The organism is Nocardia amikacinitolerans NBRC 108937, from assembly GCF_001612615.1.
GTDB lineage: Bacteria > Actinomycetota > Actinomycetes > Mycobacteriales > Mycobacteriaceae > Nocardia > Nocardia amikacinitolerans.
The window spans coordinates 376,131-397,219 of record NZ_BDAU01000009.1 but is presented as its reverse complement, the minus strand read 5'-3'; the positions used below and the strand labels follow the sequence as shown (position 1 = coordinate 397,219).

24 protein-coding genes are annotated in these 21,089 nt (G+C 56.1%); 5 read left to right on the top strand and 19 right to left on the bottom strand.

Annotation, left to right across the window (positions count from 1 at the left end):
* Window positions 1–129 precede the first annotated feature (129 nt).
* The gene (locus NAM01S_RS34930) at window positions 130–423 is read left to right on the top strand and encodes a hypothetical protein (protein WP_157107673.1); all 294 of its coding nucleotides are present in this window, start codon (window positions 130–132) and stop codon (window positions 421–423) included.
* Window positions 424–579: 156 nt separating this feature from the next.
* On the opposite strand, the gene NAM01S_RS34925 is transcribed toward NAM01S_RS34930, so the two are convergent.
* The 14 genes from NAM01S_RS34925 to NAM01S_RS33855 all read right to left on the bottom strand — a co-directional run bounded on the left by NAM01S_RS34925 (window position 580) and on the right by NAM01S_RS33855 (window position 12,457).
* Entirely contained in the window at window positions 580–945 is a 366-nt protein-coding gene (locus NAM01S_RS34925; RefSeq protein WP_157107672.1) for a hypothetical protein, read from the bottom strand.
* A gap of 261 nt (window positions 946–1,206) precedes the next feature.
* On the bottom strand, window positions 1,207–1,620 hold the full coding sequence (locus NAM01S_RS34920) for a hypothetical protein (RefSeq protein ID WP_157107671.1): 414 nt from the start codon (window positions 1,618–1,620) through the stop codon (window positions 1,207–1,209).
* Window positions 1,621–1,984: 364 nt separating this feature from the next.
* Window positions 1,985–2,308: a hypothetical protein gene (locus tag NAM01S_RS34915; RefSeq protein ID WP_157107670.1), complete on the bottom strand. Its 324-nt coding sequence runs from the start codon at window positions 2,306–2,308 to the stop codon at window positions 1,985–1,987.
* A 322-nt stretch (window positions 2,309–2,630) separates the two neighbouring features.
* Window positions 2,631–2,948: a hypothetical protein gene (locus tag NAM01S_RS34910; RefSeq protein ID WP_157107669.1), complete on the bottom strand. Its 318-nt coding sequence runs from the start codon at window positions 2,946–2,948 to the stop codon at window positions 2,631–2,633.
* A 218-nt stretch (window positions 2,949–3,166) separates the two neighbouring features.
* Window positions 3,167–4,045: a phage major capsid protein gene (locus NAM01S_RS33880; protein WP_253798580.1), complete on the bottom strand. Its 879-nt coding sequence runs from the start codon at window positions 4,043–4,045 to the stop codon at window positions 3,167–3,169.
* A gap of 301 nt (window positions 4,046–4,346) precedes the next feature.
* On the bottom strand, window positions 4,347–4,787 hold the full coding sequence (locus NAM01S_RS33875) for a phage scaffolding protein (protein WP_084482722.1): 441 nt from the start codon (window positions 4,785–4,787) through the stop codon (window positions 4,347–4,349).
* Window positions 4,780–6,084 carry a phage portal protein gene (locus tag NAM01S_RS33870; protein ID WP_169810827.1) on the bottom strand — a complete coding sequence of 435 codons (1,305 nt, stop codon included), beginning with the start codon at window positions 6,082–6,084 and terminating at the stop codon, window positions 4,780–4,782. Before NAM01S_RS33870 ends, NAM01S_RS33875 begins: the two co-directional genes overlap by 8 nt.
* 84 nt (window positions 6,085–6,168) lie before the next feature.
* Entirely contained in the window at window positions 6,169–7,872 is a 1,704-nt protein-coding gene (locus NAM01S_RS33865; RefSeq protein WP_169810826.1) for a phage terminase large subunit family protein, read from the bottom strand.
* A 347-nt stretch (window positions 7,873–8,219) separates the two neighbouring features.
* Window positions 8,220–8,651 carry a hypothetical protein gene (locus NAM01S_RS34905; protein WP_157107668.1) on the bottom strand — a complete coding sequence of 144 codons (432 nt, stop codon included), beginning with the start codon at window positions 8,649–8,651 and terminating at the stop codon, window positions 8,220–8,222.
* 145 nt (window positions 8,652–8,796) lie between these two features.
* Window positions 8,797–9,219, bottom strand: a complete 423-nt coding sequence (locus tag NAM01S_RS37225; protein WP_084482716.1) for an HNH endonuclease signature motif containing protein — start codon at window positions 9,217–9,219, stop codon at window positions 8,797–8,799.
* Between the two features lie 17 nt (window positions 9,220–9,236).
* On the bottom strand, window positions 9,237–9,476 hold the full coding sequence (locus NAM01S_RS37220; protein ID WP_373862655.1) for an HNH endonuclease: 240 nt from the start codon (window positions 9,474–9,476) through the stop codon (window positions 9,237–9,239).
* A gap of 819 nt (window positions 9,477–10,295) precedes the next feature.
* Window positions 10,296–10,991 (bottom strand): hypothetical protein, encoded by a 696-nt coding sequence (locus NAM01S_RS34895; RefSeq protein WP_157107666.1) that lies wholly within the window; start codon window positions 10,989–10,991, stop codon window positions 10,296–10,298.
* Between the two features lie 259 nt (window positions 10,992–11,250).
* Window positions 11,251–11,625 (bottom strand): Lsr2 dimerization domain-containing protein, encoded by a 375-nt coding sequence (locus NAM01S_RS09870; protein WP_067782583.1) that lies wholly within the window; start codon window positions 11,623–11,625, stop codon window positions 11,251–11,253.
* Window positions 11,626–11,692: 67 nt separating this feature from the next.
* Window positions 11,693–12,457: a tyrosine-type recombinase/integrase gene (locus NAM01S_RS33855; protein WP_084482714.1), complete on the bottom strand. Its 765-nt coding sequence runs from the start codon at window positions 12,455–12,457 to the stop codon at window positions 11,693–11,695.
* 405 nt (window positions 12,458–12,862) lie between these two features.
* On the opposite strand from NAM01S_RS33855, the gene NAM01S_RS09865 reads away from it, so the two are divergent.
* From NAM01S_RS09865 to NAM01S_RS09850, 4 genes are all read left to right on the top strand, one after another.
* Window positions 12,863–13,591 carry an amino acid ABC transporter ATP-binding protein gene (locus tag NAM01S_RS09865; protein ID WP_067782861.1) on the top strand — a complete coding sequence of 243 codons (729 nt, stop codon included), beginning with the start codon at window positions 12,863–12,865 and terminating at the stop codon, window positions 13,589–13,591.
* A 53-nt stretch (window positions 13,592–13,644) separates the two neighbouring features.
* Window positions 13,645–14,478, top strand: a complete 834-nt coding sequence (locus NAM01S_RS09860) for a glutamate ABC transporter substrate-binding protein (protein ID WP_067782580.1) — start codon at window positions 13,645–13,647, stop codon at window positions 14,476–14,478.
* Between the two features lie 97 nt (window positions 14,479–14,575).
* The gene (locus tag NAM01S_RS09855; RefSeq protein ID WP_067782577.1) at window positions 14,576–15,247 is read left to right on the top strand and encodes an amino acid ABC transporter permease; all 672 of its coding nucleotides are present in this window, start codon (window positions 14,576–14,578) and stop codon (window positions 15,245–15,247) included.
* Window positions 15,244–16,140: an amino acid ABC transporter permease gene (locus NAM01S_RS09850; RefSeq protein WP_067782574.1), complete on the top strand. Its 897-nt coding sequence runs from the start codon at window positions 15,244–15,246 to the stop codon at window positions 16,138–16,140. Before NAM01S_RS09855 ends, NAM01S_RS09850 begins: the two co-directional genes overlap by 4 nt.
* A 16-nt stretch (window positions 16,141–16,156) precedes the next feature.
* Here NAM01S_RS09850 and NAM01S_RS09845 read toward each other — a convergent pair whose 3' ends face one another.
* The 5 genes from NAM01S_RS09845 to NAM01S_RS09825 form a co-directional block, all read right to left on the bottom strand.
* The gene (locus NAM01S_RS09845; protein ID WP_067782571.1) at window positions 16,157–17,011 is read right to left on the bottom strand and encodes a 3-hydroxyacyl-CoA dehydrogenase; all 855 of its coding nucleotides are present in this window, start codon (window positions 17,009–17,011) and stop codon (window positions 16,157–16,159) included.
* Window positions 17,012–17,517: 506 nt separating this feature from the next.
* The gene (recX, locus tag NAM01S_RS09840; RefSeq protein WP_084482755.1) at window positions 17,518–18,108 is read right to left on the bottom strand and encodes a recombination regulator RecX; all 591 of its coding nucleotides are present in this window, start codon (window positions 18,106–18,108) and stop codon (window positions 17,518–17,520) included.
* A gap of 349 nt (window positions 18,109–18,457) precedes the next feature.
* The gene (recA, locus tag NAM01S_RS09835) at window positions 18,458–19,501 is read right to left on the bottom strand and encodes a recombinase RecA (protein ID WP_067782568.1); all 1,044 of its coding nucleotides are present in this window, start codon (window positions 19,499–19,501) and stop codon (window positions 18,458–18,460) included.
* Between the two features lie 217 nt (window positions 19,502–19,718).
* Window positions 19,719–20,171, bottom strand: a complete 453-nt coding sequence (locus tag NAM01S_RS09830; protein WP_067782565.1) for a nuclear transport factor 2 family protein — start codon at window positions 20,169–20,171, stop codon at window positions 19,719–19,721.
* A 19-nt stretch (window positions 20,172–20,190) separates the two neighbouring features.
* A complete protein-coding gene (locus tag NAM01S_RS09825; protein WP_067782562.1) occupies window positions 20,191–21,075 on the bottom strand; it encodes a pyridoxamine 5'-phosphate oxidase family protein in 885 nt (294 codons plus the stop codon).
* Between the last annotated feature and the right edge of the window lie 14 nt (window positions 21,076–21,089).

Genomic DNA, 21,089 nt, shown 5'->3' with positions numbered 1-21,089 from the left:
CTACTTCGCTTCTGTCAACAAGTCTGCTGTTGGTAGTTGCAATGATGCTCGGGCATTCAACGAGAAGGAATACAACTACTGGCTTTCCAAGTTCAAAGGGGCACATGATGACTCGCAGACAGCGGAATCATGAACATGGATGAGCTAGAGATTGCCCAAATCGAAATCCGTGTGATCAGAGACGTAATCGAGGCAACAGAGAAGCGATTACAAGCACTCGGCGCACACGGACCGATAGCCGTACCGCGTTCCCAGATATACGCAAGAGTCTTGTATGAGGTACTGGTGAGTGCGCAGCAATCAAACCGTGGTCAAGGTTTCCTGATCAATGCTGCGGTACTCGATTCGATCCTAGACGGTGCCGATGTTGTCGAGGGCATCAACCTGTTTGATCGAATCTTGGAAATGGCTATCACCAACTGAATAGCTTCCCGCGTTCCGCCCATTGGATACGTAGCACGCGGGATAGAGAGAACCCCCGGAAATGACTCAGGCGATGTATAACCGGGGGTTCTCGCATGTCTAGGGCCTCTCATTGCCCCGTAGACGAAATATCAGGGCTCAGGGGTACTCAGACCCTCATCCGTTGCGCCAGTGGCGCTGTACGCCTTCCCGGTACTGTTCCAGCGGTACGCCAGCGTTGTTGATGAAGCCGTCACCGACTTCTTTCGTATCGCCACGAATGACAAGAGCCGCTAGCGAGTCTTCCCCTCTGCGCTCACAATCCAAAGAGATAACGTCAAGCAATCCCCTAAAGTTGCGGTAATTGAATCGACTGTCTTCTATGGCTTTCTCTAGTCCCTTATAGGTAATCGTTCGACCCGTGTAGGCAATGGCTATCAGCGCTGCCCGCGCTTTGCTCAATGCGGCAATCATCCGTTCGTCAACGTCCACAGTGAAGCCCGGACGCCAAGGAAACGTGAGCGTTTCACCAACTGTGATCATGCAAGCATCCTCGCACACCCGGCCGGACTCTGCACACAAAAATACCCAGTTGCCTAGTCTCTGGTAGGACTGTTGTTGTGACAACTGGGCACTTTTGCCGTTCTAATCGAACAGAAAGGAAGCATCAACATTGATGCCTACTAATTATATCAAATAATAGAGATGTCCCCCGCCTCCCTTCCGAAGGAGTAGAAGGTTACCAATTACAGGCGGGGGACTGAAAGGAGACCGGAAGTGAGTACCGTTCTCAGTCTCAGTATATCAAATCTCCAAGGTTCCGAAGTATTCGAGATAGCTAACATGACACACAGCATTGCCCAATACATCAACCTGAGTGCTGATACCGCTTACGTTAAATATCATGGGTAGTCTAGGTGACCCGTAATAATAAACTTGCTCGTCTTTACGTCTCAGGTTCCCGGCCTGATCGGATAGCTTTACCGTATCGGTAGGATGCTCAATCTTGAGAAAGACTTTCTTCTCATAATCGGTGCTGAATCTTTCCAACGACTCTTGCGGATTGATGGCAGTAACATTGCAAGGGATAGTTACCGGGTTCTCATAATCCCAAGTATTGATGACTTCTCCGGTCTCTTCGTTCACTTCGGTTATCTTGGCGTAGACATCAACCAAGCTCGGATAGGTCTTGGTAATCAGTCTCACCATGTCCACCACCAAGGCATTTCATTACGTTTGCAATCATACGGCTTTGTCTTTACGCTTCTACTCCCCCGCCAAGATAGGTGCTTGATTGCCTCAATTGTCAGTCTCGACACCGCATAGACCTTATCGCCAATGGTTACCGAGCTATCGTCTTGCGTCACCTTATCTACATTGGCTTGCTGGTAAACGTCGCCATGTTCCATATAGGCAGCTTGCCAAGCGCATGCGTACATTAGCCATTGCTTGTCATCTTCTCGGGTAACCAACGACTCAGGTCTACCGCTCATCACTTCCACTATGGCTTGCGCACGTCGTATAGCCGAATCATCAACCGAGTATCCGGTTAGAGTCGAAACCTCGCTAGGTGTTACATACATTACTCATCAAGTCCTCTCAATACTTCAATCTCTCCGATATCCGACCAATCCCACCGATCACCGTCTATCAACTTCACTTGTATTCGATACCTTCCAACCGTGCCGAACACACTATTGCCGGTAAAAGTGAAGGTGATTCGACCGTTAGCGGCATCGGTGATTGAAGCCGTACCGGCATCATCGAAACCAAATCCATTAGTGCCAGAAATGAACACTTGTGCGCTGTCATAGGCGGATAGGTTTCTAGGTACCCCCCGCTCGTCTCGCACGGTCAATACCAACGGCTCTACCGGCTTTTGCTCTACGTAATATCGCTTGTTCATAGTTGCTTACGATCCATCCTCACATCAAAAGTATTACCCGGCATCAATGCATCAAGCTCAGCCCTAGGCATTACTAGGTCTAGCTCAAACGGATTGTTGATTATCAGAGTCGGCGCATATGCGGATACGGCCAGCGCTGCGGCTGAATCGCTCGCTACCGATATTCCAGGGCTAACGACACCTACACTCGGAGTCTTGGCGTAAAACTCCACACGGGCCGCTGAGCCGCTAGCAATCGATACCGGGGCGGTAGCGACACTTAGTGTTGGCTTCTTGGCTTCAAACCAGACGCTCGGCGAGGCATTGGTACTCAGGATCGGCATTAGAACCTCATCACCAACAGACCGGGCAATGTGTCGGTCTCGCCGGTTTCATGGCTCAGACCTTCAAATTCCCATCTCAAAGTTAAGTCCTGTGCCGTGACGGTTTGGGTAGTGAGGAAATCGAGTGCGGCAATCAACGGCTTACCCGTAGCTGTATCGTCATACAACACGGCATATCTGAAAGCTGTAGTTACTGCCGTCCAAGTCGTATTGGCCGCAAGGAATATATAGCCCTCATACTGGTTTTCTTCTAATGCCTTACCAGTAAGAACCTTACCCCCGGCTGTGTATCCGGTACCCGTTGCCTGATTGGTCAAGGCAGGATAGAACTCGTGTGTTTCGTAGTTCGGAACGTAGCTAGACGTAAATAGAGCGACCTTGATTGAGTCGTCTAATAGGTCTATCTGCTTATCTAAAATCTTCGGTATGGCCTTGCCGTACCATCGTGTTGCTATTGTCCTGTTCCTTCTTTCCTTAGATTTAAAGAGAGGTTGTGTCCCCGAACCTCAATAAAGAGACACAACCTCTCAGCTTCTTATGCCGAGGTGACCTCTAGCACACCAAACGCGGTAGCTCTACCGACTGCAAAAGCTCTACGGCTACGCATCTTTAGATGGATTTCGTCTGTACCAAATCCGGCTTCTGTGCTCAAAATTGATTCGGGACCACTGCGCACACCTAGAATCAAATGGTTCTTGTTGCCGACAACCAATAGCGGGTTACCAGTTGGATTGACAACGTTAGTTGCACTTGTCTTGGCTCCCGCACTGAACTGGATTGGATATCCGAACAGAGTGCTTGGCTGTGTATCCGGGATAGCGTCAATGAACAATGGTCGGCCGGTAGTGTCCTTTAGTCCGCGCAATGCCTCTTTTAGGCTGACATGCGCAACTACGATGGTGTCAGGATCGCTAAAGTATCCGCCATTTTCGTACTTACCCAATACCGATGACACATGGTCATAGGTAACCGCTCCGACTGTCTGCACTCGGTGGGTTGCCGCGTTCTGGCTTACCTCACGATATACAGAGTTGAATGGAACCGTAGTTAGGTTTCCTGCCGCTGTAGTGCCGAATACGGCATTATCCAGCTTGCGCGCATACGAACGTGCCCAAGAGCTTTGTAGCTCGGTCACAATTCCGATATTCGAGTCGTCTAGCTGTTCGTATGGCACTAGCACACGTCCACCGAACTTGACTGCCTCTAGCAAAACCGTATCTAGGTTTGCTGAATCTTCCGGGTATGCACCGGACATAGGAATAACGGTTACGTCTACATCGCTCATACGTGGAACACGTAGCGCGTCGCTATCCATATTCTCTCTGCGGGCATAATTCTCTGCCGCGCTGTTTTCAGTAACTGTCGTAAGAACCTTTGAACCGGTCTCTTCACTTACCCAGTTACTCGCATTAATTGCTGCTATTGTAATTCACTTCTTTACTTAAATTTACGCTTCAGGCGCGCATAGCCTGTAACCTCCGTTCCATCTCGGAACTCGATAGGTGTAGAGTCCATCTCGGATTCTTACTATGTTAATTGTAACAATTATGAGTAGTGTTTGTTTTGCGCATAGTAATCACGTCTGTACGCTCTCCAACAATCCTTACACCACCGCATTAGCCCATCTTTACCCGTCTTGCGCTTATAGAACTCTTCGGTTGGTTTCGTCTCGCTACATTTCGAGCACGTACGCTCATAGGGCCAAACTCGAACGCTCACCGTGCATGCTGCCTTAATAGCTTCTCGGCTGAGCTTAGAACCTTTTTCGATGCCTTCTTGTCGGCAGCATCGATAGACGGGGCACGACGCTTGGAGTCGAAGAACTCTGGAAACTCTGCCTTGATTTCGGTTAGCTGTTCGTCAAAACCAATCAACTCCCCCGAGTCGTCTACATCGATCTTGCTTACGTCCAGCACACGCACAATCTTCGGATTAGTCGCACCATGATCTTTCAGCGCCGCGTTAATCTTTGACTGTACATAGCTCTTCTTATACTTCTCGGCTGCTGCGGTAGCGGTTTCCAATTGTGTTTGTAGCTCTGTGTTTCGATGTCTGAACGTTGCCGCTTCTCCGTTGGCGCTCTTCAACGCTTCCCGAACCTTAGCTAGTTCATCACCTGTCTCTGTCTCTACATTCTGATTCTCAGTGTCACTCATTTATGTTTTCTCCTTCCTTTAAATTGATAGAATCGGCCGGCCGTTTTGCATTATTTAATTGGCCAGCATCCTTCCATTCATTGATTTTCTCAACGTCATAGCCTTGTTCCAATAGCACTTGTTCAATCGGCAACCCGGCTTGAATCTTCTTATACGCAATGGTCCACTTCTCGGACTCGTCAATAGACTCGACTTGTCGCCATTGGATTTGTACGTCTTCCTCAATCCCGTTGAGCTTCAAGACGAACAGGAACAACTTGCGTAGCGCGTTGCCTATGGCCAGCTGGCGCGTGCGGACCTTCTTCACTAGGGGTGCCTCTGCGGCGCGTACCGCTTCGCCGCTCACGTTCGTAGCCACTGCCTCGAACACGTGGAACGGCGTGTCAGTGACAGACGCCATCGTGCGTACTTGCTCCCTGAACGGCTCTATGTACGTCTTCGGGTCGGCGGGGGTGAACTGACCTACCTTGATGACGTTCTGTAGCCACAGGAACGCGCCTGGCTCGTTGCTCAGGGCCTCCGTGTCGTCGGCTGTCTCGTCCCAGTCGCTCGGGGTGCCGGTGTGCTCCCCCTGTAGCGCCCAGCGCTGCGGGAACCCGTAGTATTCGATGCTGGCTAGCTGGGATACCAAGAGCTTGTTAATGGCATCCTGCGGACCATAGGCATTGATGTGTTCGGGTCGGCCGTACTGATCTATACCGGTAGTGAAGTGGAATACCGGAATGACGCCGAACTCATTCGGCACTGTCCAGTCTTCGCCGAACGGGTCGAAAGCGGTATCTTTGACGTTCATAGGCAAAGTGGTAGCTTTGCTTATGTACTTCTCGATTCGATCCGCATAGAACAGATTCAAACGGCTTCTAGGTTTGCCGTCTACCTCGATAGTCCATAGCTTGGCAGCAACCAACGGTTTGCGTGGATTCTCAGGATCATAGAGAACCACTGTACTTAATGGACTGTTGTAGTAAATCTGAATCTCGCCGGATTCATCCGGCCAACAGATCACATAGGCCGAACCATAGATCAGCGTCTTTGTAATGAGCTGTGTTAGCTCAAGTTCCAGGTTGTTCAGTTGCCAAGTCTGATCAATGACCGATTCAGCTTCGGTCGATAGTGTTGTTACTCCGGTAACTTCAAGTCGATTGGCTACCGCATTGACGGGGGTAGCGGCGTAGTTGACTCGGTGCCCGCTTCCCGCTTCGGCTAGTGCCTGCTTTACTCGCTTACTGGCGAATATTTCATCTACGGTGCCGTAGTAATAGTTCTCAGCGCGTATGTACTCGTCTTGGTTGTCCAAGATGGTTTGTACGGCTTGCGTTAAATCTGACAATGTTTGTCAACATGATTCCCTTCATAGTATTTGCATAACAATTGTAACAACTTATATGTAACTTCGCTTTCTCACTCTAGGCACTACCGATTGACTCAAGAAGTATTCGATACCCGTACCCAAAGCGTCTACCAAGTCGTCATGTGCAACCTTTGGAAAGCTGTACATCTGTTCTTCTAGTTGGTCAAAGTGTCGAGTATGACGAACCTTATGCTTACGGTAATGATCTAATGCTCTACCCGCGCGAATCGTCTTAGGTTCGGTTTGATGCACTGCCCTGTACTTGGCCTTGATGCCATCAAATACCGATTTCCACAACATGCCGCCCTGGTTTGTCTCGCAATACACTAGGCCGATATCGAATCTCTCTATCAGTTCGTTTACCCGGTCTCGCAAGTCGGTAGATACCAATCTGACTTGTTCGGCATGTCTGACATATACCAAACCATCTAGACCCAGTGAAACCACTACCAGCGCCGTATAGTCGTTGGTTGTCTTGGTAGACACGGCAGGATCAACAGACAATAGGGTTCGCTTGTATCCTTCGGCACACTCGGCTATCTCGATATCAGACTCTATCCAGTATTGTGCGTCTACGTTTACCGGCCGATTCTGATAGTTCATCTGAAACGCACGAGTATGTCTAATGCGTTCTAGTTCCTCAAAAGTTTTGAACTCAGGCCACCAACTAGATTCGCTTCCATCGGCATTGATAACGATAGCTGGGTAATAGTGCACCCGGATACGTTCATCAATAACCCAACGTAGATCATTATCCAATGAGTCATAGAAGCTCAGTGAGCTTTCAGCTCTGTTGGCTTCGGTTTCCTGTTCTCCCCTATTGGGTGCTACAGGATCGGTCAACTTAGCTAGCTCAGTCTTTTCTCTATCAGCAAAGGTTGCTTGCTCGTTTTCAGGTTGTCTTATATGTGATGTAGGTATAGATGTACCCGAAAAAGAAGCAAAAAGTTTAAACTCAGATTCTCCGGCAGATGTCAAGCACTCAGCGGAATCTTTGTCAAGTCGAGTCTTTGCAAACTCTGCTAATGATAACGATTCTGTTTCAACTTCGTTGCCCTGATCTTGTCCCCCAGAGTTTGACAATCCATCGATGTTCTGAGTTGTTCGGCCGATTTCGTTTGTGGTAAAACTGGCCTCAGATTCGCCCGTGTGGCACTGTTGGGTACTAGTTGGACTAGGGAGGCCGGAAGCATGTTCATTAGCTCTGCGGGCCGAATAGACCCTATTTCCTGCCTGATCATTGGTTAGGTTACCCTTACCCAGGTTGACATAATAGCAAGTATCGGTAGTTGCATTGATTTCCATTGTCGTTAATGGTGTCAATGACTCTATACGCTCGGCTTGCAGCTCCCCCACCTTCCTAATCTGATCAATGATCGAATTAGACATAGTGGTAGTACCAATGATTACTATCCTTGCTTTGTCATTCAGATAGAACACACCATCTAATATCGTGCGTAATCTCTTCTTGGCTTCATGAGGGGAATAGTTGGATTCACTTGGTTCTATGTCATCCAACAGAATCAATTGAGGTCTAGTGTTTCCTATCTTCATACCAAGAGACTTACTATCTATTCCCTTTGCCATGAATGAGAAGCCGTTAGCCTGTTGTATTTCCTCATTGGATTGAGCTACGTATCTCTTCACTGCCCCGCCCATTAGCGGTTTGCATAGCTCTGGATAGTCGAGCTTCAATAGTTCGTTGCTATCTATTTCCTTCTTGAATGTCTGCAAGTGCTGAGTAGCTTGTGATGCTGAGTCACTGAATGCAGCGATAAAGGTTAGATGTCTATGCGCTGCCGCCCACATAGGTAGCAGTAGGAACAACCACGTAGTCTTGCCGCTTTGTCTCGGTGCGATGAAACAATCTCTATTTGTATTGCTCTGCTCAAGCCACGACTTGGCATAGTCGGCTAGGTCTAGATGAAACTGAGACAGGCTCGGCTCATCTTCTCCGAATCTCAGATGGTGAGGAAAGTACAGGATTGCGAACAGCAACGGGTCGTCACGTGACGCTATGCGCCTACCCATAGACGTACCCAGCAACTCACGCGGGTACTGGCTCAGGTACTCCCCTACCCTCATTTAGTATCACTGCCGTTCTTCCAACTGTCGTACAACTTCAAGGCTTCAAGCTCGGTGGTATCTTCCTTGGCTTGATAGTTGTTTGCCTTACCATTGATTACCCGAATCATTTCGATAGACTTCTTAATCGTATTTGATAGCTTGTCCAATTGTTCGGGGGAAAGATTTGGATCGTTCATCATTTCCCGTGCGCGGTCTATCAAGTCCTGTAATGCAATCTGCTGTTCGGTATCTTGGTAAAAACAGTTATAGTGTGCTGCTTTACTCTTTAGCTCGGAAAGTTCTATCTCCACTCCCCTATCTTTGCACCATCTATAAAGCGTATTCCATGACGATGGGTATTGAAGTGTTCTTCTAGTTGCGGCTATTCCAATATCCCCGGCCATTTCTACCGCAATAGCTATTTCCTCTTCGGTGTATTTAGCCATTCATTATCATTTCCTTTCATTTATTCCTTTCGTTATTCTAACTAATGTGATGATCATTAGCGACCTAAAGTAATGGGTTGCGCATTGAAAATAGAGCCCCGTTAAGCACAGGGCCGCGTTTGCAATACCTTAAATAACCTATCCCTCATCCCTCTTTACCGTTCACCAATACAGCTTTTGCTTTGCAGATTCTACAAATCGTACGATTATTGAAGCGGTAACTATTCGTATGATCCAATTGGTGACCAGACGTACAAAAGGTTTTCTTATCCCTCTCTCTATCGTCCACATTGTCTTGCACTGTTCCTATTAGTAGGTGCTTTGGGTTACAACATGATGTGTTTTGGCATTGATGCCTAACCACCATCCCCGGCGGAATCGTACCTACGTACTTCAAATAGTGGTATTGATGAGCCCTGTAGGCTTTGCCGTTGACTTTGAGCCGACCATAGCCCTTGTTGTCTTTACAGCCATCGAATACCCAACATCCCCTCTTGTTGACTGTGTACCGTAGTTCTTTTGGGTAATCCGGGTTACTCTCCTTCCCCGCCGACTTAATAGATGACATCACATCATTTTATCAATTTAGGTAACGACTCGCTCGCATAGTATTCCGTTAGACCAGTCTCGATAGTCCGTAGCATGACGATTGCCTTTAGATGAATTGCAGGGCTTACAGAGAATCTGGGAGTTGTAAAGGCTGTGTGTTGATTGAGGCCAGGTTATCGGTATTACGTGATCGTGCTGTGTATCGTCGCTAGAGCCACAGTGAGCACATTTGGACTTATAGAAGCCAAGCAAGATGTTCCACCACTCATTAGGCATTGTGTCGGGTATCTGCTTTCTTGCCACCCGGCGTTTCCTGTTGTGTTCGCGTGTCTTCTCTGGATTATCTTGCTTCCATCGTCGCCGTCTAACCTTTTCCTTATCTTGGTTGGCTTCCCGGTACGCTTTGGCCGAAGCCTTATTCCGGTCTAAGTTGATCCAATAATGTTGTTTTCTGTAGGCGGCAAAGCATGTCTTACAGTCGGCTCGCACGCCGTACTTGCCTGTCTTGCTTTTAAAGAACTCATCTAGACTCTTAGTCTCCTTGCATTTAGTGCATGTCTTAGTTTCCATTGGGTCTGTCCTTTACCAACCCCCGCCATCTTTCAGCCGCTAGGGCTAGGCGCATCGGTGGACAACCCACTAGCTTTAGCTCATCTATCAGTTCCTCGATTTGGTCAAGCAATCTGTCTATGGTCGGATCGTTCGGGTTGAGCTTGCGCGGTACGTTCGGCCCCTTACCCGGCTGTGTGGCGCTGTGGCGAAATATCTGCCCTAGCCTGCCCTTGGGTACCCCCGGAGTCTGTTCGTCCCTCTCTGGGCTCGCTGGCTCGCTCATAGCTCCCCCTCTACGTCGGACACGTCTAGGTAGTACTGCACACCTATGTGTTTCATCGTTTGCCCGCATGTAAGGCATTTGTTGTTATTTCTATCCCCGTACTTGCAGTCGCTACAAAAGTACAATTGGTCTTCTTTGAATCTATCGCTCATTGGCTCTTCCTTTCGTTATGAACTCGTTACTAAGATTTTGTCTTTTTTGGTCCGGTTTTCACGTTATATAGTTTGTGAGGCGAAGCCGAACTAGGTACATCATGTTATCTAGATAATAGGTAGATACTTCTCTGCCAACCTATCGAGAGAACGTAAAGACGTAGGATTAGGGTTAATGACGCTCTGCAAGAGCGCTTTGTGTTCACCCTTACTCATCATCTTATAGATAGAATACAACCTATCTTTAGTAAGAAGAGACAGAGTGTAGGGAGCTACTATAAATAGCATTAGCCCCGCCTTGAGGGTCTTAGCGGTAAAAGCTATTTCCTCATCCACCCCCGGCACATCGAACCGGGTATGTGTAATGACTTCATCTGTAATCTTGTTGACTTGCTGATACCCGATTTCTTGCCGGGCGTAGTCATGAACGGCGTTCTGTAATGATGTCATGATGTATGCGGGTTTGACCCAATCTCCCTTTTCGTCTAGGTGGTCTTCCAGTTCCCAAGCTTTGAGTTCTATTTCTTGGCTTATGTCGTCTCTATCGAGTTGCGGATACTTCTTGTATGCCCAAGCCTTGGCGTTCTTGATGAGTTGTTCTCGCTGGCTCAGTGGCTCATAGTCAACTACGGGCATGTCCGGCTGTGCGTCTACCTCATCGGCCCAATAGGTCGCATACAGAGTGCCTTTAGCTACTATGCGCTTCTTACCCCATTCGGCTTTATAGCGTTCGGTGCGCTGTCTCTTATCGTTGGGATTGGTACCGATTATCTCGTACCAATACTTTGGTCTAACATTGTTCAATTGGTCTTGCTCCTCATTTAGATATTAGAAAACCCGGTAAGAGCGACCACTCTCTTACCGGGTTATCATGTGTTATCTTCTTGAGGAGAAGTTTTCTTATGAATTCAGCCTTTCAGTCGTGGTCGTTACTGTCGGAACTTCGCTTACCATTATAGCAATAACGGATGCTATTCCGCTATTCGTGACTATTCCGTGTTGTCGAATATAAAACAAAAAAGCCAGCATACCTTTCGGCACACTGGCTAATTTGTATCTGGAATTAGGAGCTGTGCGCTTCCTCGAATTTGGTCCAAACTTCTTCGGACAGTCGGCCCTTTTCGCTGACCTTCAAGCCGTCCTGCTGCATTGCCCACGCTCGGACCTCTGCAAGCGTGTGGCCTGCTGCCTCTACGCGGACCTGAGCGGCAGGCTTGGCACCGAAACCACCACCCGCGCCCGCTGCGGTGCCCGCCGTGACCACCTCAGCGTCCTTAATGAACTTCTCCAGCGCCGTGTCCAGCTTGCCCTTGTTGATGTCGGAAAGATACAGCTTGTAGCTAGTGCCCTTGTAGGTGATGAACGTAGGTTCGGTGTCCTCTGGCAATTCCTTTCCATCCAAGTCGTCAAGGAACTGAACGATGGTCTTCTTAGGCATTGTGCTTACCCTTCGGGTCGGTTTGGCTGAGCTTGATACTACCCTATCGATAGCCTAGGGCATGTCGTTACCTATCAAACATCTTGTGTATGTCCTCATCGTTGTGTTCAGAGTATGCCCTCAAGGTAACGGCAATGTCCGAATGTCTCATCTGAGCTTGAACCAACGTCAACGGTGCCCCGCGTTCAAGCATCGTAGTGGCGTACCAATGCCTCAACAGATGAGGATTCAGGCTAATACCGCACTTATTACCGGCACGTCTAAGGCTTTCGCGTACCCGACTAGGTACCGCCGTGTCTTCAAGAGTCAATACCAACTTGGCCAACCAAAATGGTATGACTATCTCGGCTTCACTGCCCTTGACCGGAGCAAGTACACAGATTTTCTCTACCGCTCCCCCGGTGTCTCGCTCAGATGCATACAGTTCGAGTATTTGCCTATCAACTAGAAGCTTATCCCCATTTACTTGCTTCTTAGTCACTGCGCATGCTTCACCAATACGCAATCCGGCATACATCATCAATAGCCCTCGGATTTCATGAGGACTAGTCATCAAGGCAAGCCTCAGCGTGTCTTCGGCGGGGAGGACATAGGAGCGCTTAGGAGCCTTTGGAATCTTTATCTTGAATCCAAGTACCGATCTAACAGCAATGACTGTAGCTCGGCGGGTAGATGGGTTATCTATGTTGAATAGAAGTGCTTCTACTTCTTGCCTGGTTATAGAGTCATCCTCTACACCAAGCATGACAAGCAATCTTCTATAGCTAAAGATAGTGCTTTGCCTCAAGCCCTTTTCTTGGCCGATTTTCTGGCAAAGTTCCCTGATCTGCACTCAATTTCCTTCCAAGGATGGAAGAAACTACATCAAAGATTCAGGCCAAGATTCGCGTTCGATCGTGCACGTTCATCTGGCAACCGAAGGTGCGGACCTCGTAACTGCGTACGCCCGCCACAACCTGATCGATCGAATCCACCCATTAAGGGTACGGGGGCCGGTCGAGCGGGTTTCCAGCGCATCGCCGCAGGCTCCGGGCCTCGCCGCGGTCGAAGGCCGGAACCGGCCGCCAGGTTACAGAGCTGTGACGATGCGGCGTGGCGTCACGGTGTGTCGCGGAAACCGGGGCAAATTCGGTTTTTCCCCTTAAGGTCAAGGACCATGACCGACGCCGCCGCCGCGCCCGACACGACCGGGGACGCCACGAGCTTGGACAAGGGCCCCGCCACCAGCGCGCCGCCGATGATCTCGATGCGCAATGTGGACAAGCATTTCGGTGATCTGCACGTGTTGCGCGATATCAACCTCGAGGTACCCAAGGGACAGGTCGTCATCGTCCTCGGACCCTCCGGTTCCGGGAAATCGACCCTGTGCCGCACCATCAACCGGCTCGAGCCGATCGACTCCGGCGACATCGCCATCGACGGCGTGCCGCTGCCCGCGGAGGGCAAGGCGCTGGCCGCGCTGCGCGCCGATGTCGGCATGGTGTTCCAATCGTTCAACCTCTTCGCGCACAAGACCATCGTCGAGAACGTGATGCTCGCGCCGACCAAGGTGCGCAAGGTCAAGAAGGACCAGGCACGAAGCCGCGCCATGGAATTGCTCGAGCGCGTCGGCATCGCCAACCAGGCCGAGAAGTACCCGGCCCAGCTGTCCGGCGGACAGCAGCAGCGCGTGGCCATCGCCCGCGCGCTGGCGATGAACCCGAAGGTGATGCTGTTCGACGAGCCGACCTCGGCGCTGGACCCGGAGATGGTCAACGAGGTGCTCGAGGTGATGGTCTCGCTGGCCAAGGACGGCATGACCATGCTGGTGGTCACCCACGAGATGGGCTTCGCGCGCCGCGCGGGCAACCGGGTGCTGTTCATGGCCGACGGTCAGGTGGTCGAGGACACCGAGCCCGAAACCTTCTTCACCGCACCGAAATCCGAGCGCGCCAAGGACTTCCTGGGCAAGATTCTGAGTCACTGACCGGCCCGGCACAGACGACGGCATCGAAATTGATACAAGGAGTTAGGAACTCGATGAGGATCAACCGTGCACTTCGACTCGGTGTCGGGGCGATCGCCCTGGCTTTGGCCGCCACCGCCTGCGGCGGCGGTGACGAGGGCAGCGCCCTCGACCACGCCAAGGAAGGCAAACTGACCATCGGCATCAAGTTCGACCAGCCGGGTCTCGGTCTGCGCAACAAGGACGGCTCCTACAGCGGCTTCGATGTCGAGGTCGCCAAGTACGTCGCAGGAAAGCTCGGCGTGCAGCCGGAATCCATCACCTTCAAGGAAGCGCCGACGCCGCAGCGCGAGACGCTGATCGAGAACGGCCAGGTCGACTTCGTCGTCGCCACCTACTCGATCAGCGACAAGCGCAAGGAGAAGGTCGATTTCGCGGGCCCGTACTACGTGGCGGGCCAGTCGCTGCTGGTGAAGGCCGACAACACCGACATCACCGGCGTCGAATCCCTCACCGGCAACAAGAAACTGTGCTCGGTGAAGGGCTCAACGCCCGCGCAGAACGTCAAGGAGAAGTACGCCAAGGACGTTCAGCTGCAGGAGTTCGACACCTACTCGCTGTGCGTGGAGGCGCTGCGCAACGGCTCGGTCGACGCGGTGACGACCGACGACATCATCCTGGCCGGCTTCGCCGCGCAGTCGCCGGGCCAGCTGAAGGTGGTCGGTAAGCCGTTCACCACCGAGAACTACGGCATCGGCCTGAAGAAGGGCGACCAGGAGACCCGCGACAAGATCAACGACGCGATCGAGGCGATGATCGCCGACGGCTCGTGGGCCAAGGCGATCCAGCAGACGGTCGGCGGCGCGAGCTTCACGCCCTCGCCCGCTCCGCAGGTCAACCGCTACTGAGATTCCGCACACGGGTGGTCCGGGGCGATCCTCCGGGCCACCCGCTCGGCTCACCACCGATGAACCACACCGCACCGATGGGAGGGACGCGCCCGCCGTGTTCGATCTGATCTCGGAATACGACACCAAGATCCTGGAAGCCTTCTGGGTCACGATCAAATTGACCGCGTTCTCCGCGGTCGGGGCGCTGATACTCGGCACGATCGTCGCCGCCATGCGCGTGTCCCCCGTACCGGTCGCCCGCTGGGTGGGCACCGCCTACGTCACGATCTTCCGCAACACCCCGCTGACGTTGATCATCATCTTTTGTTCGTTCGGGCTGTACACCACCTTGGGCTGGAAGATCGCGGGCGATTCGATCACCGAAAACAATTACCGCTGGGCCATCATCGGTCTGAGCGTCTACACCGCGGCCTTTGTCTGCGAGTCGCTGCGCTCGGGCATCAACACGGTGCCGTTGGGCCAGTCCGAGGCGGGCCGCTCACTCGGCTTCGGTTTTCTCCAAAACCTCCGGCTCGTGGTGCTGCCGCAGGCCTTTCGCTCCGTGATCGCCCCGCTGGGCAGCGTGCTGATCGCGTTGACCAAGAACTCCACCATCGCCGCGGTAATCGGCGTGGCCGAGGCGGCCAGCCTGATGGCCGAGATGATCGAGGTCGAGGCCGCCTTGCTCGCGATCGGTGCGATCTTCGCGCTCGGGTTCGTCATCATCACCCTCCCAATGGGCCTGCTGTTCGGTTGGCTCGCCAAGCGATACGAGGTGGCCCGATGAGCAGCGCTTCCGTCCTCTTCGACGCGCCGGGCCCGAAGGCTCGGTTGCGCAACAACATCTACTCCGTGGTGGTTGTCGCCGCCGTCCTGGTGGTCGGCTTCGTGCTCTACCGCGCATTCGAGGAGCAGGGTCAATTCGAGGCGGCGAAGTGGAAGCCTTTCCTGGAGGCCGACGTATGGTCCACCTACCTATTGCCGGGCCTGCGGGGCACCATCGTCGCCGCGCTGATCTCGATCGTCTTCGCCTTGGTGATCGGCATGGTCTTCGGCATCCTGCGGCTCTCGGAGCACCGCTGGGTGCGGCTGATCGCGGGCGCGATCGTCGAGTTCGCCCGGGCCATTCCAGTGCTGATTCTGATGATCTTCCTGTTCGCCCTCTTCAGCGAATACAACCTGTTCAAGTCTGGCGATCTCGCGCTCGCTGCGGTAGTCACAGCGCTGACGATCTACAACGGCTCGGTCATCGCGGAAATCGTGCGCGCGGGCATCCGCTCGCTGCCCAAGGGGCAGACCGAGGCCGCGGTCGCGCTCGGCATGCGCAAGAACCAGCTGATGCGGCTGATTCTGCTGCCGCAGGCGATCACAGCCATGCTGCCCGCGCTGATCTCGCAAATGGTTGTCGTCCTGAAGGATACGGCGTTGGGTTATCAGATCACTTACGTCGAGATCGTCCGCTCGGGCCGGCAACTGGGCGCGGCGGTGCCGAACATGCTGCCGGCGCTGATCGTGGTGGCGATCATCATGATCGCGCTGAACAGCACGCTGACGATGGTTGCCACCAAGCTGGAGCGGCGGCTGCGGGAACGCAAGAGCGGCAAGGGCGGGGCGGTCCTGGCGGCCGATTCGATCATCACCGACGCCGCACCGGGTGTCGATGTAGTGAAGAGGCCTTAAGGCTCCAGGACGGTCGCTAGTACCGGTAGAACCCTTCGCCGGTCGCGATGCCGAGTTTGCCCTTGTCGATGTAGTTGTCCTTGAGCCAGGTCGCAAGGCGCTGCGCATCCTCGTCGCCGTGGACGAGGATGTTGTAGGGCGTGGTGAGACCGATGACGTCGAGGATCTGGAACGGGCCCATCGGCGCGCCCGTGGCGATCCGCCAGGTCTTGTCGACGGCCTCCGGGTCGGCGTAGCCGCCCGCGCCGAGCGCCATGGCCGAGTTCAGGAACGGCACGAGCAGCGAGTTGAGCACGTAACCCGCCTTCTCCTTGTGCACTTCGATCGGGACCATGCCGATCGCCTCGGCGAAGTCGACAAGGGCGCGAAAGACCGCGGGATCGGTCTCGGGCGTGCCCATGATCTCGGCGGTGTTGAACTTCCACACCTGGTTCGCGAAGTGCAGCGCGAGGAACTTGTCGGGGCGGCCCGTGGAGTCCTTGATATCGCTGGGCAGCAGGGTCGAGGAGTTCGTCGCGAAGATGGTCCGTGCGGGGGCGACCTCGCCTAGGTGGCGGTAGAGCTCCTGCTTGATGGTCAGCACCTCCGGCACCGCCTCGATCACCAGGTCGGCGTCCTTCACCGCGTCCGCGAGATCGGTGGTGAGCGCGATGCCCGACGCCGTCTGCTCCGCCTTGCCGCCCTCGGCGCCCGGCACCTCGGCCGCGTAGACCGCCGCGAGTTTGGCGAAACGCTCCCGCGCGGCCTCCAGCGCGGGTTCGTTGATGTCGTAGGCCGAGACGGCGAAGCCGCGGAACGCGGTCTGGAACGCGATCTGCGAACCGAGCACCCCGGTCCCCAGGACCGTCACCTTACGAATAGCGATGGTCATACTCCTTCTCCTCCTCTGTCGCGTGGCACCAACCACCCCGGAATACGCACGGCAGCGAGACAGACCCCACGAGCACCGGAGCCACGGCGCACACTTCGCGCGACACGACCCCACGCTCCGTGGACTCCATACCCCCATCATGGTCCCGCGCACCCCACCGCGCCGCCGAACCACCGTCCGGTATCGGACATACCAGACAAGCGCGAGTAACAATGCGGCAAACCGCTGCGGCCCTCCTACCCTCCGCGATCGGCGACAAACGAACTCGCGATCCTCCGTCCGGCTGGGTGGTGACACGTCGTTGCGAGCCACGGGCGCGATCGGGTCGACATGTTCGGTGCATGCCGCTTCACCGAACGCTGGAACGTTCCCGGTGTCGGCGAGATCGCGGCCTCGGGCGCTGTGCTCGTCCGGGCCGACGGCTACCTGGTTTCAGGTGACCGACAGATCTCGCGACGACGGCTTCCGGGAAACGCTCCGAGGTGGGCGACGACGGGCGGGTGAGGTCAGTCCGGTGGGTTGTCCGGCTCGTCGAGCGGTTCGGAGGCCCAGTCGGCTTGGGCGAGTTCGGCTTTCACCACCGTGAAGGCGGTGGATTGGCTGTAGCCGCGGCGGGCGAGCATGCCGACGAGGCGGCGAATGGCCTTGTCGCGGTCGAGGTCTCGGGGCAGGGTGCGGAGTTTGCGGCGGACCAGTTCGATGGCGCGGGCTTGCTCGTCGTCGGAGCTGATCGCTTCCAGCGCGGGCGCGGCGTCGGCCGGGGCGACGCCTTTGCGGCGCAGCTCCTGGGCCAGGGCCTGTTTGCCCTTGCCGGAGAAGGTGTGCCGGGAGTGCACCCACTGTTCGGCGAAGGCGGCGTCATCGATGAGGCCGACCTCGGCGAGGCGGTCGAGCGCACGCTCGGCGACCTCGGCGGTGTATCCCTTGGCGGCCAAGCGCTGCGCCAGTTCGGCGCGGCTGCGGGCGCGGACGGCGAGCAGACGAAGACACGCCTCCTTCGCCTGCTCGACCGTCCCGCCGTCGGGGGTGCGTTCCGACGTCGACCGGCTCGCGCCCGCCTCCGTCTCCCGCGCATCCCCTTCGGATCCGGCCGCCACCGGATCCACCCGTCGGCCGGTGCTTCGACCAGTATCGACCGATCGGGAGTCGTTGCGGCGGTGTGTGTTCCGCCGTTCGCGCCGGGACGGGTGCGGGGCCCCGGTCGAGCCCGCCCGCTGCGGATCGGGCGTGCTCGACCGGGCTCCCAGGATGTCCGAATCGGCCGAACCACCATCGGCCGACCGGACAGGTCCCGGCTCCCGTCCGCCGGGGCGGGATCCGCGGCCTTCCGCGGATCGCCCGTCGGCGGACAGGAGTTCGTGCAGTCGGCGCCGCATGTCGTGCACCGGATCGGGCCGCTCGGCGGCGGCTCGATCGGTACGGCGCGGCTGCCGACCCGAGGTGAACTCAGAAATCGGCGGGCACCTCGCCCGCGGCGTCCGCGGTCACGTCGGCGCCGATCCCGAGCTTCTCCTTGATCTTCTTCTCGATCTCGTCGCGCACGTCGGTGTTCTCCAGCAGGAACTTGCGGGCGTTCTCCTTGCCCTGGCCCAGCTGGTCGCCCTCGTAGGTGTACCAGGAGCCCGACTTGCGGATGAAGCCCTGCTCGACGCCCATGTCGATGAGCGAGCCCTCCTTGGAGATGCCGTGCCCGTACAGGATGTCGAACTCGGCCTGCTTGAACGGCGGCGAGACCTTGTTCTTGACGACCTTGACGCGGGTGCGGTTGCCGACCGCGTCGCTGCCGTCCTTGAGGGTCTCGATGCGGCGCACGTCCAGGCGCACCGAGGCGTAGAACTTCAGCGCCTTACCACCGGTGGTGGTCTCGGGCGAGCCGAACATGACGCCGATCTTCTCGCGCAGCTGGTTGATGAAGATGGCGGTGGTGCCGGAGTTGTTCAGCGCGCTGGTCATCTTGCGCAGCGCCTGGCTCATCAGGCGGGCCTGCAGACCGACGTGGCTGTCACCCATCTCGCCCTCGATCTCGGCGCGCGGCACCAGAGCGGCGACGGAGTCGATGACGATGATGTCGATGGCGCCGGAACGCACCAGCATGTCGGCGATCTCCAGCGCCTGCTCACCGGTGTCGGGCTGGGAGACGAGCAGCGCGTCGGTGTCGACGCCGAGCTTGCGCGCGTAGTCCGGGTCGAGGGCGTGCTCGGCGTCGATGAACGCCGCGACACCGCCCGCCGCCTGCGCGTTGGCTACCGCGTGCAGCGCGACGGTGGTCTTACCCGAGGACTCCGGACCGTAGATCTCGACGACGCGGCCGCGCGGCAGACCGCCGATGCCGAGGGCGACGTCCAGCGCGATGGATCCGGTCGGAATCACCGAGATGGGCTGGCGGGCCTCCTCGCCGAGCCGCATCACCGCGCCCTTGCCGAAGCTCTTCTCCACCTGGGCGAGCGCGAGCTCGAGCGCCTTGTCGCGGTCGTACGCCTGTGGTGCCATGTCCTTGGTCCCCTTTTCGACGGGTAAGTCTCTCGATCTGTGGTTGGCGCCCACATTAGAGGGCGGCACCGACAAGTTCTGACGACAAGACTAGACGAACAGGTGTTCGAGTCAAGCGACGCGCCCGGCGACACGCGCCGAGCGTTCCGCGACCAGCAATTTCCGCGCAATCGGGCGGCGGACGCCCCGCGAATCCGCCCGCCGCCCAGACCTTCCGCTACCGCTGCGGCAGCGCGGCGTCCGCCTCCTCCGGCCCGCGCGGACCGAGGATTCGGCGCTCCGACTCCTCGATGGGCACGTCGTTGATGCTGGCCTCGCGCCGCGCCATTCGTCCGTCCGGCGCGAACTCCCACTGCTCGTTGCCGTAGCTGCGCCACCACCGGCCTGCTTCGTCGTGCCATTCGTACTGGAAGCGCACCGCGATGCGGTTACCGTCGAACGCCCACAGGTCCTTGCGCAGGGCGTATCCGTTCTCCTTCGCCCACTTACGGGTGAGGAATTCGACGATGGCCGCCCGCCCGGTGAAGAACTCGTCGCGATTGCGCCACACGGAATCCTCGGTGTAGGCGGCGGCGACGCGTTCGGGATCGCGGGTGTTCCACGCGTCCTCGGCGGCGCGCACCTTGGCTTCGGCGGCGGCACGGTCGAACGGCGGCAATGGGGGTCTCATGAGTAGGCCTTTCGAGTGATCAGGGGTTGAGGGGGGACAATTCCGGCGGGCTCCAGCGCAGCGGGCCCTCGGCCCGCCACACCACTTCGGTGACGGTGAAGTCGATCGAGCACTGCGCGCCCGCGGCGAAGGTGCTCGAGTCCCAGTTCAGTTCGGCCGTGCCGGTGAGCTGGAGCGCGCCGCCGGTCGGCCAGTGCGGGATCAGCAGTCCGCAGCGCGGGCGTACCGCGAGATTGCCGAGCGTCATGAACATCGAGTTGCCGCGATAGTCGGGCCAGCGCAGCCGCGTCGGCGAGAGGACGCGCAGCACGCCGGGATTCCCGCCGCGATGCGAGGCGTCGGCGTGTCCTTCGGCGTCGGCGCTGGCGACGAAGAAGGTGTCGGCGGCCGCGACGATCCGCCGCTGCCGAGCGTCGAGCGCGGTCCCGCGCCGCGCGTCGCTGCGCACGGCGCCGGGGTCGTAGGCCGTCACCCACCGGCGTGAGATGTATTTGGGGCAGTTCGAATACACCTGGTCGGTGGCTATCCGCAGCCCGTCGTCGTGCGGGCGCGCGACCCCGTTGACCCGCATGCGCCTGCGCCGTCCCGGCTCCAGCGCGATCATGCCGACCCGCGCCGGACGGGTCAGCGCCTCGGCCAGCGGGTCGTCCGCGTCGGGCCGCGCGTCGACGGCGATCGCCTCGGCGTCTACCGCGTGCACGAACCCGGGCCTGCCGACCAGCGGGCTCGCCCACAGCCGTCCCGCGGCGTCGGCGGCGGCGAGCACCACCATCGGCTGTACGGCGAGGAAATCCGCGGCCACCGAGGGGATGTCGCGCCGGATCATGCGACCGACCTTCGCCGCGATCTCCGCCTGCCCCATGCGCCGCTGCACGGCCAATTCGCCCGAGTGGTAGAGCGCCATCTCGACACGCTCGT

Bases quoted from the DNA above. Each gene is read 5' to 3' on its own strand.
- NAM01S_RS34930 (WP_157107673.1), top strand. From the start codon at position 130: ATGAACATGGATGAGCTAGAGATTGCCCAAATCGAAATCCGTGTGATC.
- NAM01S_RS34925 (WP_157107672.1), bottom strand. From the start codon at position 945: ATGATCACAGTTGGTGAAACGCTCACGTTTCCTTGGCGTCCGGGCTTC.
- NAM01S_RS34915 (WP_157107670.1), bottom strand. From the start codon at position 2,308: ATGAACAAGCGATATTACGTAGAGCAAAAGCCGGTAGAGCCGTTGGTA.
- NAM01S_RS33875 (WP_084482722.1), bottom strand. From the start codon at position 4,787: ATGAGTGACACTGAGAATCAGAATGTAGAGACAGAGACAGGTGATGAA.
- NAM01S_RS34905 (WP_157107668.1), bottom strand. From the start codon at position 8,651: ATGGCTAAATACACCGAAGAGGAAATAGCTATTGCGGTAGAAATGGCC.
- NAM01S_RS37225 (WP_084482716.1), bottom strand. From the start codon at position 9,219: ATGTCATCTATTAAGTCGGCGGGGAAGGAGAGTAACCCGGATTACCCA.
- NAM01S_RS37220 (WP_373862655.1), bottom strand. From the start codon at position 9,476: ATGCCTAATGAGTGGTGGAACATCTTGCTTGGCTTCTATAAGTCCAAA.
- NAM01S_RS09870 (WP_067782583.1), bottom strand. From the start codon at position 11,625: ATGCCTAAGAAGACCATCGTTCAGTTCCTTGACGACTTGGATGGAAAG.
- NAM01S_RS09865 (WP_067782861.1), top strand. From the start codon at position 12,863: ATGATCTCGATGCGCAATGTGGACAAGCATTTCGGTGATCTGCACGTG.
- NAM01S_RS09860 (WP_067782580.1), top strand. From the start codon at position 13,645: ATGAGGATCAACCGTGCACTTCGACTCGGTGTCGGGGCGATCGCCCTG.
- NAM01S_RS09850 (WP_067782574.1), top strand. From the start codon at position 15,244: ATGAGCAGCGCTTCCGTCCTCTTCGACGCGCCGGGCCCGAAGGCTCGG.
- NAM01S_RS09845 (WP_067782571.1), bottom strand. From the start codon at position 17,011: ATGACCATCGCTATTCGTAAGGTGACGGTCCTGGGGACCGGGGTGCTC.
- recA (WP_067782568.1), bottom strand. From the start codon at position 19,501: ATGGCACCACAGGCGTACGACCGCGACAAGGCGCTCGAGCTCGCGCTC.
- NAM01S_RS09830 (WP_067782565.1), bottom strand. From the start codon at position 20,171: ATGAGACCCCCATTGCCGCCGTTCGACCGTGCCGCCGCCGAAGCCAAG.
- NAM01S_RS09825 (WP_067782562.1), bottom strand. From the start codon at position 21,075: ATGGCGCTCTACCACTCGGGCGAATTGGCCGTGCAGCGGCGCATGGGG.